The 12,611-nt window shown below is 67.9% G+C and carries 12 protein-coding genes; 11 read left to right on the forward strand and 1 reads right to left on the reverse strand.

All coding sequences use genetic code 11. The annotated features are described in order from the left end of the window. Positions 1-11: 11 nt before the first annotated feature. The 5 genes from WHX56_RS07720 to WHX56_RS07740 all read left to right on the forward strand — a co-directional run bounded on the left by WHX56_RS07720 (position 12) and on the right by WHX56_RS07740 (position 4,646). Positions 12-869 (forward strand): enoyl-CoA hydratase family protein, encoded by an 858-nt coding sequence (locus tag WHX56_RS07720; RefSeq protein WP_338880915.1) that lies wholly within the window; start codon positions 12-14, stop codon positions 867-869. A 2-nt stretch (positions 870-871) separates the two neighbouring features. Beyond that, positions 872-2,041, forward strand: a complete 1,170-nt coding sequence (locus WHX56_RS07725; RefSeq protein ID WP_338880917.1) for an acyl-CoA dehydrogenase family protein — start codon at positions 872-874, stop codon at positions 2,039-2,041. 61 nt (positions 2,042-2,102) lie between these two features. Continuing rightward, positions 2,103-3,743 (forward strand): AMP-binding protein, encoded by a 1,641-nt coding sequence (locus tag WHX56_RS07730; protein WP_338880918.1) that lies wholly within the window; start codon positions 2,103-2,105, stop codon positions 3,741-3,743. Between the two features lie 20 nt (positions 3,744-3,763). Next, positions 3,764-4,189, forward strand: a complete 426-nt coding sequence (locus tag WHX56_RS07735) for an acyl-CoA thioesterase (protein WP_129241586.1) — start codon at positions 3,764-3,766, stop codon at positions 4,187-4,189. Between the two features lie 49 nt (positions 4,190-4,238). Beyond that, entirely contained in the window at positions 4,239-4,646 is a 408-nt protein-coding gene (locus WHX56_RS07740; RefSeq protein ID WP_129241587.1) for a RidA family protein, read from the forward strand. 1,033 nt (positions 4,647-5,679) lie between these two features. Here the strand turns inward: WHX56_RS07740 and WHX56_RS07745 are convergent. Further along, a complete protein-coding gene (locus WHX56_RS07745; protein ID WP_338880919.1) occupies positions 5,680-6,666 on the reverse strand; it encodes an AraC family transcriptional regulator in 987 nt (328 codons plus the stop codon). A 168-nt stretch (positions 6,667-6,834) separates the two neighbouring features. On the opposite strand from WHX56_RS07745, the gene WHX56_RS07750 reads away from it, so the two are divergent. From WHX56_RS07750 to WHX56_RS07775, 6 genes are read left to right on the forward strand one after another with little or no spacing between them, the layout of a single operon-like run. After that, the gene (locus WHX56_RS07750) at positions 6,835-8,013 is read left to right on the forward strand and encodes an ABC transporter substrate-binding protein (RefSeq protein WP_287752259.1); all 1,179 of its coding nucleotides are present in this window, start codon (positions 6,835-6,837) and stop codon (positions 8,011-8,013) included. Between the two features lie 28 nt (positions 8,014-8,041). Beyond that, complete coding sequence (locus tag WHX56_RS07755; protein WP_129241590.1) at positions 8,042-9,286, forward strand: dienelactone hydrolase family protein; 1,245 nt, start codon at positions 8,042-8,044, stop codon at positions 9,284-9,286. A 9-nt stretch (positions 9,287-9,295) separates the two neighbouring features. After that, on the forward strand, positions 9,296-10,645 hold the full coding sequence (locus WHX56_RS07760) for an aromatic ring-hydroxylating dioxygenase subunit alpha (protein ID WP_338880921.1): 1,350 nt from the start codon (positions 9,296-9,298) through the stop codon (positions 10,643-10,645). Continuing rightward, the gene (locus WHX56_RS07765) at positions 10,636-11,169 is read left to right on the forward strand and encodes an aromatic-ring-hydroxylating dioxygenase subunit beta (protein WP_129241592.1); all 534 of its coding nucleotides are present in this window, start codon (positions 10,636-10,638) and stop codon (positions 11,167-11,169) included. The genes WHX56_RS07760 and WHX56_RS07765 overlap by 10 nt, the downstream gene beginning before the upstream one ends. After that, on the forward strand, positions 11,166-11,777 hold the full coding sequence (locus WHX56_RS07770; protein WP_338880922.1) for an isochorismatase family cysteine hydrolase: 612 nt from the start codon (positions 11,166-11,168) through the stop codon (positions 11,775-11,777). Before WHX56_RS07765 ends, WHX56_RS07770 begins: the two co-directional genes overlap by 4 nt. A 13-nt stretch (positions 11,778-11,790) precedes the next feature. Beyond that, positions 11,791-12,597, forward strand: coding sequence for an SDR family oxidoreductase (locus WHX56_RS07775; RefSeq protein ID WP_287752267.1), 807 nt, complete (start codon positions 11,791-11,793; stop codon positions 12,595-12,597). Positions 12,598-12,611 lie beyond the last annotated feature (14 nt).

Consider the following 12,611-nt stretch of genomic DNA (forward strand, 5'->3'; position numbering starts at 1 on the left):
ATGGAGACACCATGAGCACCCAGCCCGAAGAGCACACCATGAAGCACCACAAGCGTCCGTTCGCCGGCTACCAGGCGAAGACGTTCCTGTGGCAGGTGTCGGCCGACGGCAAGATCGGCACGGTCACGCTGAATCGTCCGGAACGCAAGAATCCGCTGACGTTCGACTCCTACGCCGAGCTGCGCGACCTGTTCCGTTCGCTGGTGTACGCCACCGACATCAAGGTCGTGGTGGTGACGGGCGCGGGCGGCAATTTCTGCTCCGGCGGCGACGTGCACGAAATCATCGGCCCCCTGACCAGGATGTCCATGCCCGAACTGCTGGACTTCACGCGCATGACGGGCGACCTGGTCAAGGCCATGCGCGCCTGCCCGCAGCCCATCGTGGCCGCGGTCGACGGCGTCTGCGCCGGCGCGGGCGCCATGGTCGCGCTGGCCTCGGACCTGCGCCTGGGCACGCCGGCGGCGCGCACCGCCTTCCTGTTCACGCGGGTGGGCCTGGCCGGCGCCGACATGGGCGCCTGCACGCTGCTGCCGCGCATGATCGGGCAGGGCCGCGCATCCGAATTGCTGTACACGGGCCGCGCCATGACGGCGGAAGAGGGCGCCGACTGGGGCTTCTTCAACGCCCTGCATGAGTCCGAGACGCTGGCCGACGCCGCCAACAAGCTGGCCGCGCAGTTGGCCGCCGGCCCGACCTTCGCCCATGGCGTCACGAAGAAACTGCTGCACCAGGAATGGAACATGGGCGTGGACGAGGCCATCGAGGCCGAAGCCGAGGCCCAGGCCATCTGCATGCAGACGCGCGATTTCCATCGCGCCTACGAAGCCTTCGTGGCCAAACAGAAGCCGGTCTTCGAGGGGAACTGACAATGCGCGACGCAAGCTGGCTGGACTGGCCTTTTTTCGAAGACGCGCACCGCAAGCTGGCGCATGACGTCGACGCCTGGTGCGGGCAAGCGCTGGGCGAGGTCGATCACCACGACGCCGACGCGGCCTGCAAGAAACTGGTGAAGGCCATGGGCCAGGCCGGCTGGCTGCGCTACGCGGTCGCGGGCGGCCCCGGCGGCGCCTGGGGCGGCGCGCTGCCCGAGGTGGATTCCCGTTCCGTCTGCATCCTGCGCGAGACTTTCGCCCGCCATGAAGGGCTGGCGGATTTCGCCTTCGCCATGCAGGGGCTGGGCAGCGGCGCCATTTCGCTGATGGGCTCCGACGAACTGCGCCAGCGCTACCTGCCGCGCGTGGCCAGCGGGGATGCGATCGCCGCTTTTGCGCTGTCCGAGCCGGACGCGGGGTCGGACGTGGCCGCGCTGTCGTGCGAGGCCGCGCTGGACGGCGACCACTACGTGCTCAACGGGGCCAAGACCTGGATCTCCAACGGCGGCATCGCGGACTTCTATTGCGTGTTCGCCCGCACCGGCGAAGCCCCCGGCGCGCGCGGAATCAGCGCCTTCGTGGTGGACGCCGGTACGCCCGGATTCGAAGTCAGCGAACGCATCGACCTGATCGCACCGCATCCGCTGGCCACGATCACCTTCGACAACTGCCGCATCCCGGTGTCGCACCGCCTGGGCGACGCGGGCCAGGGGTTCAAGCTGGCCATGATGACGCTGGACATCTTCCGCGCCTCGGTGGCGGCCGCCGCGCTGGGATTCGCGCGCCGGGCGCTGGACGAGGGGCTGGCGCGCGCCAAGTCGCGCCGCATGTTCGGCCAGACCCTGGCCGACTTGCAACTGACGCAGGCCGCGCTGGGCGACATGGCGACCGCCATCGACGCCTCGGCGCTGCTGACGTACCGCGCCGCGTGGATGCGCGACGTGCAGAAGCTGCGCACCACGCGCGAAGCGGCAATGGCCAAGATGACGGCCACGGAATCGGCGCAGACCGTGATCGACCGCGCGCTGCAGATGTTCGGCGGCGCGGGCGTGGTGTCGGGGATGCCGGTGGAGAAGCTCTACAGGGAAATCAGAGCGCTGCGTATCTACGAAGGCGCCACCGAAGTGCAGAAGTTGATCATCGCCCGTGAACTGCTGAAGGCGTAAAGGGGCCATCGAGCTCCGGCGTCCAGGCAAGCAACAACACCGCATAGCCAAGGGGAATTCCATGGAAGCATCCGCCCACATCGACACTTTCGCCCGGGACAATCTGCCCCCGGGCGAACAATGGCCAGAGTTCCTGCTCGACGGCCCCGACGTGGCCTATCCCAAGCGCTTCAATTGCGCCGTAGAACTGGTGGACGCCATGGTCGAGCGCGGCCATGGCGACCGCCCCGCGCTGCGCTGGCGCCAGGACGGCAAGCCCGCCGCGATGACCTACCGCGAGCTGGCCGCGCTGAGCAACCGCATCGCCCACGTGCTGACCGAGGACATGGGCCTCGTGCCCGGCAACCGCCTGCTGCTGCGCGGGCCGAACAATCCCATGATGGCCGCGTCCTGGCTGGCCGCGGTCAAGGCGGGCCTGGTCACCGTGCCCACGATGCCGCTGCTGCGGGCCAAGGAACTCAAGCAGATCATCGACAAGGCGCAGGTCCAGGCGGTGCTGTGCGACATCCGCCTGCGGGAAGAGGCGGATTTCTGCGTGCAGCCCGGCCACGAACACCATTGCCCCGCGCTGTCGAAGGTCATGTATTTCAACGACGCGGCGCCCGAGGCGCTGGACGCGCTGGCCGCGGCCAAGCCCGACGCCTTCGACGCCTGCGACACGGCCGCCGACGACGTCTGCCTGATCGCCTTCACCAGCGGCACCACGGGCGCGCCCAAGGGCTGCATGCATTTCCACCGCGACGTGCTGGCGATGTGCGACCTGTTCCCCAAGCACGTCATCCAGCCCGGGCCGGACGATATCTTCTGCGGCACGCCGCCGCTGGCCTTCACTTTCGGCCTGGGCGGCCTGCTGTGCTTTCCGCTGCGGGTGGGCGCCAGCACGGTGCTGGCCGAAAAGCTGTCGCCGGAAAGCCTGCTGGAGCTGATCCAGGATTTCCGCGCCACCATCGTTTTCACGGCGCCGACCTTCTACCGGCAGATGGCCGCCCTGGTCGGCAAGTTCGATATTTCCTCGCTGAAAAAGAGCGTGTCCGCCGGCGAGGCCTTGCCCGACGCCACGCGCCAGCTCTGGAAGCAGGCCTCCGGCATCGAGATGATCGACGGCATCGGCGGCACGGAAATGATCCACGTATTCGTGTCCAGCCCGCCCGAATCGGTGCGCCGCGGCGCGATCGGCCGCGTGGTGCCGGGCTACATCGCCCGGATCGTGGACGACGAGATGAAGCCGGTGCCCAACGGCACGGTGGGCCGGCTGGCCATCAAGGGCCCCACCGGCTGCCGCTACCTGGCCGACGAGCGCCAGCGCCGCTTCGTGCAGGACGGCTGGAATCTCCCCGGAGACACGTTCCTGCAGGATGACGACGGCTATCTGTTCTATCAGGCGCGCAACGACGACATGATCGTTTCCTCGGGCTACAACATTGCAGGCCCGGAAGTCGAGGACGCCTTGCTGCGCCACGAAGCCGTGGCCGAATGCGGCGTGGTCGGCGCGCCCGACGACGAGCGCGGCCAGGTGGTGAAGGCCTTCGTGGTGCTCAAGCCGGGCTACGAGGCCGGCAGCGAACTGGCCGCCGCCCTGCAGCAGTTCGTCAAGACCAGCATCGCGCCCTACAAGTACCCTCGCGCCATCGAGTTCGTGGAGGCGCTGCCGCGCACCGAAACCGGCAAGCTGCAGCGCTTCGCGCTGCGCAAGATGGCATGAACAGGCAATAAGGAATCCCCATGGCAGCTCCCTTCATCAGCCAGGTCGAAGTCCGTTTCCGCCATTGCGACCCGGCGGGCATCGTCTTCTATCCCCGCTACTTCGAGATGATCAACGACTTCGTCGAGGAGTGGTTCGACAAGGGCATGGGGCTGCCGTTCCACGCATTGCACGTGGAGCGGCATATCGGTACACCGACGGCGTCGGTGCAGTGCGATTTCAGCGCGCCCAGCCGCTGGCACGAACGCTTGCGCCAGGTGCTGGAGGTGCAGCGTATCGGCGGCGCGTCGTTCAAGGTGCTGGTGAAGTTCGAAGGGCCGGACGGGCAGTTGCGCCTGTCGGCGACGCTGACGATCGTGACGGTGGATTTGCGGACGATGAAGTCCATGCCACTGCCTGCGGATCTGCGGGAACGCATGCAGGCTTATTTGGTTCCCGCGGCCTGAGCGGCGGGGATCGCCCTGTAGTTTGTTTTTTTGAAAATAGGATGACGTTATGAAGATTCTGCAACCGCCGGATTGGATGGCGCCTCGGGGCTATTCGAATGGCGTGCTCACCGAGATGGAGGTGGGCAGCAAGCTCGTTTTCGTGGGCGGGCAGGTGGGGTGGAATGGCCAGCAGGAGTTCGAGACGGACGACCTGGCCGAGCAGGTGCGCCAGACGCTGGCGAATATCGTTGCGATTCTGGCGGAAGGGGGAGCCAGGCCCGAACATATCGTCCGGATGACCTGGTATGTGACCGATAAGGCAGAATACGTGGCGGCGTACCCCGCCATCGGCAAGCACTACCGGGAGTACATCGGCCGGCATTTCCCCGCGATGACGGCGGTGGAAGTGGCGGATCTGGTCGAGGACCGGGCCAAGGTGGAGATTGAAGTCACGGCGGTGGTGCCGGCGCGGTGATCGCGGCTTCTTGCGTTGCAAGGATGGCCATTTTGTACCTGCGTCGGGTTTCTTGAGACGCCCGTCGCGTCGGGGGCCTGGGGCGCGCGGGTCAACGATTGCGGTCCGGAGCCTTCGCTCCGGACTGCCCCCTCGTCATCCTCGTCCTCGCCTTCGGCGACTCCTTCGGATTCCCTCGGGCTTATCGACTCCCCGCGCACCCCAGGCCCCCGACGCGACGGGCTCTTTCAGTTGCAATCTGACGTTCGCTGGGACGGGCGGTGTGCTTAGGATTCTCGCCGCGGGTGGGGAGGTGGTGGAGTATCTTGCGATGCCCGCCCCATGCCGGCCGCGCGGGCGGCCTCGTGGGGCTTACGCGGCGTCTTGCGGTTGGCGATGACGCTGCGCGCTGTCCTATGGTCAGGTGTCAGACACCCATACGAGATAACGGCACGGCTTGAAGAGGTGTTGCCGGGTGTCTGACACCAACCGCGAGAAGACGCTCTCGCCACGATGGGTGTCAGACACCCCAATGCATTGCTTCAGGCTTGCAGCGCCTTGCCGTACGGGTGTCTGACACCTGAGGCCGGGGAGACTCCTGCGGCATCCGGCGATGACGCGGCGCGCTGTCCTATGCCAGGTGTCAGACACCCATACGAGATGACGGTACGACTTGAAGAGGTGTTGCCGGGTGTCTGACACCAATCGCGAGAAGACGCTCTCGCCACGATTGGTGTCAGACACCCGGATGCATTGCTTCAAGCTTGCAGCGTCTTGCCGTACGGGTGTCTGACACCTGCGGCCGGGGAGACTCCTGCGGCATCCGGCGATGACGCTGCGCGCTGTTCCATGCCAGGTGTCAGACACCCATACGAGATGGCGGTACGGCTTGAAGAGGTGTTGCCGGGTGTCTGACACCAACCGCGAGAAGACGTTCTCGCCACGATTGGTGTCAGACACCCGGATGCATTGCTTCAAGCTTGCAGCGCCTTGCCGTACGGGTGTCTGACACCTGCCTCCGGGAAGACTCCCGCTGCATCCCGGCACCCGCCATTCACCCCGCCACGCGCCGCGTCTCGCGCGGCAGTTCTCCGAAGCGTTCCCGGTAGTACTCCGAGAACCGTCCCAGATGCCCGAACCCCACGCCCAGCGCGACCTCGGTCACGCTGGCGCCGGCGCCGGCCTTCAGCTTCTGCCTTGCCGTATCCAGCCGCAGCGCCCGCAGGGCGTTCATGGGGGTGGTGTCGCGGTGTTCCTGGAACAGCCGCGTCAGGGCGCTGGCGCTGGCGCCGGCATGGCGGGCGATGTCGATCAGGGTCAGGGGGGCGGACAGGTGCTCGCGCATGTAGGACTCGGCCTGCGCCAGGCGGCGCGGGACGGTGGGAGCCAGGCCCGCGCGCGACCGCCAACTGTTGGGCTGGTTGTAGAGCAGGTGCAGCACCAGCGTGTCTTCCAGGTGTTCCAGCCAGGCGGCGGGAGGGCGGGGGGCGCCGTCGTCCAGCGTGGGCAGCAGGTGGATCAGGCTTGCCATCATGCTGCACCAGGCGGCGCCGACGGGGGTGTCCAAGCGCAGCGCGGGGCTGAAGTCCAGCGGGCCGGCGGCGGTCTCGCCGAAGGCGCGCTGGCCGATGGCCTCGATCTTGCCGCGCGGGATCTTCAGCAGTAGCTGCTCGCAGCCGGCTTCCCAGTGCAGTCGCAGCGGGCGGTTGGGGGCGATGACGGCGGCGCAGTCGGGGTCGGCGTCGACCCGGTCGCCGCCGCATTCGATACAGGCCCGGCCGCGCAGGGGCACCTGCACCAGCATGAAATCCTGCAGCCTGTCGGGTTCGATGTGGACTTCGGCGCCGTAGCGCAAAGTACAGACCGTCAGCGAGCCGAAGCGGGCCCGGTTCAGCTCCGCGTCCACGCGGCCGCCCTTCCAGGTCAGGCGATGCTCTTTCAGGGCTTCGGAGACGAGCGTCCGCGTTTCGTCCTGCTGGGTGGAGCTGAAGACGCGCCGTTTCAGCAGGGGCGCCAGCGTGAGTCGTGACCAGCCATGCATGCATGCCTCCGGGACGGGAACCCTCCCGTATCTCCGGCCAGGGTAATTTAAACGGCCGGCGCTTGGAATTAAGTGAATCCCGGATAAGACTGCGCGTAATCGGATAGAGCGGCCGGCCCCGCCGGCCTAATCTAGGGCCATGCGCACACTACATGGACGGGGCGGCTCATGAATCGAAACCTATGGGGCCGGCGCGCGCTGGCGGCGCTGGCCTGTATGGCGGCCGTGGCGAACGCGTCGGCGGCCGACAAGATCAAGATCGGCCTGCTGACCACGCTGTCCGGGCCCGGGGCGGCGCTGGGCAACGAAATCCGCGACGGCTTCAATCTGGCGCTGCAACATACGGGCGGCAAGCTCGGCGGGCTGCCGGCCGAGGTGGTGGTGGCGGACGACCAGCAGAAGGCGGACACCGGCCGCCAGGCGGTGGAGCGCCTGCTCAGGCGCGACCGCGTGGACGTCATGACCGGCATCGTGTTTTCGAACGTGCTGCTGCCCGTCATGCCCGCCATCCTGCAATCGGGGACCATTTACCTGAGCACCAATACCGGACCGGAAAACTACGCCGGCGCGGGCTGTAATCCCAATTTCTTCGCGGTCGCCTGGCAGAACGAGGACATCCCGGCCGCGATGGGCAAGTACGCAGCCGACCAGGGCTACAAGCGCGTGGCGCTGATCGCGCCCGACTACCCCGGCGGCCGCGAATCGCTCAACGGCTTCAAGCGGCTCTACAAGGGCGGACTGTCCGAGGAGATCTATACCCAGCTCGGCCAACTGGACTACGGCGTCGAGATCACGCGGCTGCGCGCCAGCAAGCCCGACGCGGTGTTCTTCTTCCTGCCGGGCGGCATGGGCGTGAATTTCATCAAGCAATTCAACGGCGCGGGCCTGGCCAAGGAAATCGCGCTGCTGGCGCCGGGCTTCTCGGGCGACGAGGACACGATCGCCGCCGTCGGCGCGCCCATCGAAGGCCTGCGCAACACGTCGCAATGGGCCGCCGACCTGGACAACCCGGCCAACCGCAAGTTCGTCGAGGATTTCACCAAGGCCTACAAGCGCAGTCCCACGCTGTACGCGTCGCAGGGCTACGACGCCGCCATGCTGCTGGACAGCGCGGTGCGCCAGACTGGCGGCAAGCTGGGCGCGGACGCGCTGCGGCCCGCCCTGAGGCGCGCGGATTTCAAGTCCGTGCGGGGCGACTTCAAGTTCAACGGCAATCAGTATCCGGTGCAGAACTACTACCTGCGCATCGTCGAGGCGGGCGCGGGGGGCAAGCTGTCCAACAAGCTGTCGGGCACGGTGCTGACCCAGTACCAGGACCCGTTCGCCGCTTCCTGCCGGATGAAGTAGGGCGCATGCCCGCAACCAGGAGACACGCATGACCCCCAGCATTACGACGCGCGACGTGACGGTCGCCGCGCACGACGGCAAATCCTTCGGCGCCTATCTGGCGGTGCCGGCGTCCGGACAGGGACCGGGCCTGGTGCTGTGCCAGGAAATCTTCGGCGTGAACGGCTTTATGCGCCGCGCCGCGCAACTGCTGGCCGAGGAGGGCTACGTGGTGCTGGTGCCCGACCTGTTCTGGCGCCAGCAGCCGGGCATCCAGTTGACGGACGGCCCCGCCGACATGCCGCGCGCCTTCGAACTCTACAAGGGCTTCGACGTGGAACTGGGCCTGCGCGACATCGCGTCGGCCGTGTCCGCGCTGCGCGAGCTGCCCGAACAGCAGGGCGGGGTGGGCGTGCTGGGCTATTGCCTGGGCGGCAAGCTGGCCTACCTGGCCGCCTGCCGCACCGACGTGGACGTGGCGGTGGGCTACTACGGCGTGGGCATCGAAGACAGCCTGGACGAAGCCGCCGGGCTGCGCGGCCGGCTGGTGCTGCACATCGCCGAGCAGGACGGATTCTGTCCGCCGGAAGCGCGCGAGCGCATCCTCAAGGCGCTGGGCGGCAAGCCCGGCGTGGAACTCTACGTCTACCCGGGCGTGGACCACGCGTTCGCGCGCACGGGCGGCGACCACTACGACAAGCCCTCCGCGCTGATGGCGCACCAGCGCAGCATGGCCGCGCTGCAGCGCGCCATCGGGCCGGAGTTCGACTATTCGTACCTGTGGGACAAGCACTGCGAATACGAGTTCGGCACGCGCGACGTGGCGGCCACGATGGCCACCATGGTGGCCGAGCCCTATGTGAACCATATCCCCACCATGACCGGGGGCGTGGGCCACAAGGAACTCAGCCGCTTCTACCAGCACCATTTCGTCAACGGCAACCCGCCCGATACGCGCCTGGTGCCCTTGTCACGCACCGTGGGCGCCACGCAGATCGTGGACGAAATCCTGTTTTGCTTCACGCATACCACCGAGATCGACTGGATGCTGCCCGGCGTCGCGCCCACCGGCCGCCCGGTGGAGATCCCGCTGATCGCCATCGTGAAGTTCCGCGGCGACAAGCTCTACCACGAACACATCTACTGGGACCAGGCCAGCGTGCTGGTGCAGGTGGGCCTGCTGGACCCCGAGGGGCTGCCGGTGGCGGGCCGCGAAACCGCGGCGAAGCTGCTGGACGAGACCTTGCCGTCCAACACGCTGATGGCGCGCTGGAAAGACAGCGAAGGCAAATAGGAGGCGGCCATGGCATATACCGAAACGCAACTGGCCGCCATGGTGCGCGGCGACAGCGTGCATCGCGGCGTCTATACCGACCCCGCCATCTTCGATCTGGAGATGCAGCGGATCTACGGCCGCGCCTGGGTCTACGTGGGCCATGAAAGCCAGGTGCCCAGGACCGGCGACTACCACACCACCCGGCTGGGCGACCAGGACGTGCTGATGGTGCGCGCCGCCGACGGCCGCGTGCACGTGCTGTACAACCGCTGCCCCCACAAGGGCGCGAAGGTGGTGGCCGACGGCGAGGGCTGCGCCGGCAAGTTCTTCCGCTGCCCCTACCATGCCTGGACGTTCAAGCTGGACGGCAGCCATCTGGGCGTGCCGCTCAAGCAGGGCCTGGAAGGCACCTCCTACGACCCCGCCGATCCGTCGTTCTCGATGCGGCGGCTGCCGCGCGTGGAAAGCTACCGCGGCTTCGTGTTCGCCAGCCAGTCGGCGCAAGGGCAGGGGCTGGAGGAATTCCTGGGCGGCGTGCGCTCGTCCATCGACAATCTCTGCGACCGCTCGCCGGTGGGCGAGGTGGAAGTGGCGGGCGGCGTCTTCCGCGTCATGCAGCGGTCGAACTGGAAGGTCTTCTACGAGAACCTGCACGACACCATGCACGCCCGCGTCACGCACGAATCGTCGTACGCGGCGGCCCGCGACGAGGCCAGGGAGCTTGGCGAGATGCCGCTGGAACTCCACATCATGGACGGCAACGGCGAACCCTACGAGTTCTGGGAAAAACTGGAGCTGCGCGCCTACGCCAACGGCCACGGCTACATGGAGGGCATCTTCAATCCGGGCGCGGCCGAGCGCGATCCGGTGTCGCGCGCGCACTTCGAAACGCTGGCCGCCGCCTATGGCGAAACGCGCGCCCGCGAGATCCTGGGCATGAACCGGCACAACACCGTCATCTACGGCAGCGGCTCGCCCCACACCGTGTTCCAGCAGTTCCGCGTGATCCGTCCCATCGCGGTGGACCGGACGATGATCGAGATCCAGACGTTCCGCTGCAAGGGCGCGCCGGACGGCGTGTTCAGGCGGGCCATGCTGTATGCCAACGTCATCAATTCGCCCTCGTCCAACGTCATGCCGGACGATATCGAACTCTACAGCCGCTGCCAGGAAGGCAACGCCACGCGCGGCGGCGACTGGGTCAGCATGCACCGCTACCACGGCAGCGACCGCAGCGACGCCGACGGCATGGTGTCCCTGAACGGCACCAGCGAACTGCCGATGCGCAATCAGTTCCACGCCTGGAAGACCTATATGGAAGCCGGCGCCGCCCCGACGGGCGCGGCCGCCGCCACCGGAGACCGCGCATGCTGCTAGATCTCGATTTCGACGTCTCGACCGGCGGCCTGTCGCCCGCCGAGGTGCCGGCCGACGCCTATCACCGCATCGCGCAGTTCCTGTACCGCGAGGCCCGCCTGCTGGATGAACGGCGCTATGCCGACTGGCAGGCGCTGTGGACGGCCGACGGCATGTACTGGATGCCGCGCGCGCCCGGCCAGCAGAGCCCCTACGACCATATCTCGCTGTTCTGGGAGGACCGCATGCTGCGCGACGTGCGCATCCGGCGCCTGGAGCATCCGCGCAACTGGTCGCAGCAGCCGCCCACGCGCAGTGCGCGGCTGGTGGGCGGCGTGCAGGTCGAGGGCGTGGACGCCGGCGGCAACCTGGTGGTGCATTCCGTCTTCCAGATGACGGAATGGCGCAAGCGCCAGCCGCGCCAACTGGCCGGCCGCTATACCCACAAGCTGGCCGCCGAGGGCGAGGGCTGGCGCATCCGCATGAAACGGGTGGACCTGGTCAATTGCGACGACGTGCACGACGTGTTCGAGGGGTTCGTGTGACGGCGCCGGATGCCACGGTGCTGGCGCTGCACTACCAGAACGACGTGCTGCATCCCGACGGCAGGATCCGAGTCGGGCTGGACGCGGACGGGACGGCGCGCAGGCGCCTGCTGGAGCGCGCCTCCGCGCTGCTGACGGGGGCGCGGGCCGCAGGGCTGCCCATCGTGCACGTGCGCATCGCCTTCCGTCCGGACTACGCCGACCTGCTGGCCAATTGCGACATCTTCCGCAACGTGGCCTCGATCGGCGCGGTGGCCGAGGGGCAGTGGGGCAGCGCCTTCTACGAGGGCTTGCAGCCGCTGTCCGGCAGCAGGCGCGAATTCGTGGTGAAGCACACGCGCATCAGCGCCTTCTATGGCACGCCGCTGGAAGAAACCCTGCGGGTACTGGGCGCGCGCCGGCTGGTGGTGGCCGGGGTCGCCACGCATTCGGTGGTCGAGGGCACGGTGCGCCATGCCGCCGATATCGGTTTCGACGTGATGGTGGCGCAGGATGCCTGCGCTTCGGCGGACCCGGCGGTGCACGAGGCCTCGCTGGCCAGCATGCGCCTGATCGCGCGGACCGGCCCGGTGGCGCAGGCGCTGCGCTGGGCGGCGGCGCCCGATTGAACAAGGACGGCTCATGGATTTCTCAGGTTTTCCGGGCGTGGCGGGCAAGACGGCCATCGTGACCGGCAGCACCCAGGGGCTGGGCGCGGACATCGCGCGCGGGCTGGCGGCGGCCGGCGCCAACGTGGTGCTGGTCGGACGCAACGCCGAAGCGGGGCGGGCGCTGGAGCGGGACTTGCGGGGCCGGGCCCTGTATTGCGAGACGGACATCGGGCAGGACAGCCAGATACAACGCTGCATCGACGCCGCCCTGGCGCGTTTCGGGCGGCTGGACATCCTGGTCAACAACGCCTGCCAGTACGCGGACCGCGGGCTGGCCTCGTCCCGCGAGGAATGGCACCGCACGCTGGACACCAACCTGGTGTCGGCGGCCATCTTCACGCAACTGGCGGCGCCGCTGCTGCCGCGCGGCGGGGTGGTGGTGAACCTGGGCAGCACCGGGGGCAAGTTCGGCGCGGCCGGGCGGGCGCTGTATCCGGCGTCCAAGGCGGCGCTCTTGCAGATCACCAAGAACTTCGCGGTGGAACTGGCGCCGGCGGGCTTGCGGGTGCTGGCGGTGTCGCCCGCGTGGACCTGGTCGCCGTCGGTCGAGCAATTGTCGGGCGGGTCGCGCGAGGTCGCGGACGCCGTGGGGGCGCATTTCCATCCGCTGGGGCGGGTCGGCTCGGGCGAAGAGATCGCCGCCGCGGTGTGTTTCGCCTGTTCAGACGCGGCGTCGTGGATGACGGGCGTGGACATTCCGGTGGACGGCGGCTTTTCGATCCTGGGGCCCGACCGCGGCGTTTCGCCGCGGGCCTGGTTCAAGGAACTGGCGCCGTAGCGACGGCGGCGGCG

The organism is Achromobacter veterisilvae (assembly GCF_037619525.1).
Classification (GTDB): domain Bacteria; phylum Pseudomonadota; class Gammaproteobacteria; order Burkholderiales; family Burkholderiaceae_B; genus Achromobacter; species Achromobacter veterisilvae.

Excerpts from the sequence above, each read along its gene's own strand:
- WHX56_RS07725 (WP_338880917.1), top strand. The coding sequence starts at position 872 with ATGCGCGACGCAAGCTGGCTGGACTGGCCTTTTTTCGAAGACGCGCAC.
- WHX56_RS07775 (WP_287752267.1), top strand. The coding sequence starts at position 11,791 with ATGGATTTCTCAGGTTTTCCGGGCGTGGCGGGCAAGACGGCCATCGTG.
- WHX56_RS07740 (WP_129241587.1), top strand. The coding sequence starts at position 4,239 with ATGAAGATTCTGCAACCGCCGGATTGGATGGCGCCTCGGGGCTATTCG.
- WHX56_RS07745 (WP_338880919.1), bottom strand. The coding sequence starts at position 6,666 with ATGCATGGCTGGTCACGACTCACGCTGGCGCCCCTGCTGAAACGGCGC.
- WHX56_RS07755 (WP_129241590.1), top strand. The coding sequence starts at position 8,042 with ATGACCCCCAGCATTACGACGCGCGACGTGACGGTCGCCGCGCACGAC.
- WHX56_RS07720 (WP_338880915.1), top strand. The coding sequence starts at position 12 with ATGAGCACCCAGCCCGAAGAGCACACCATGAAGCACCACAAGCGTCCG.
- WHX56_RS07760 (WP_338880921.1), top strand. The coding sequence starts at position 9,296 with ATGGCATATACCGAAACGCAACTGGCCGCCATGGTGCGCGGCGACAGC.
- WHX56_RS07750 (WP_287752259.1), top strand. The coding sequence starts at position 6,835 with ATGAATCGAAACCTATGGGGCCGGCGCGCGCTGGCGGCGCTGGCCTGT.
- WHX56_RS07730 (WP_338880918.1), top strand. The coding sequence starts at position 2,103 with ATGGAAGCATCCGCCCACATCGACACTTTCGCCCGGGACAATCTGCCC.
- WHX56_RS07765 (WP_129241592.1), top strand. The coding sequence starts at position 10,636 with ATGCTGCTAGATCTCGATTTCGACGTCTCGACCGGCGGCCTGTCGCCC.
- WHX56_RS07735 (WP_129241586.1), top strand. The coding sequence starts at position 3,764 with ATGGCAGCTCCCTTCATCAGCCAGGTCGAAGTCCGTTTCCGCCATTGC.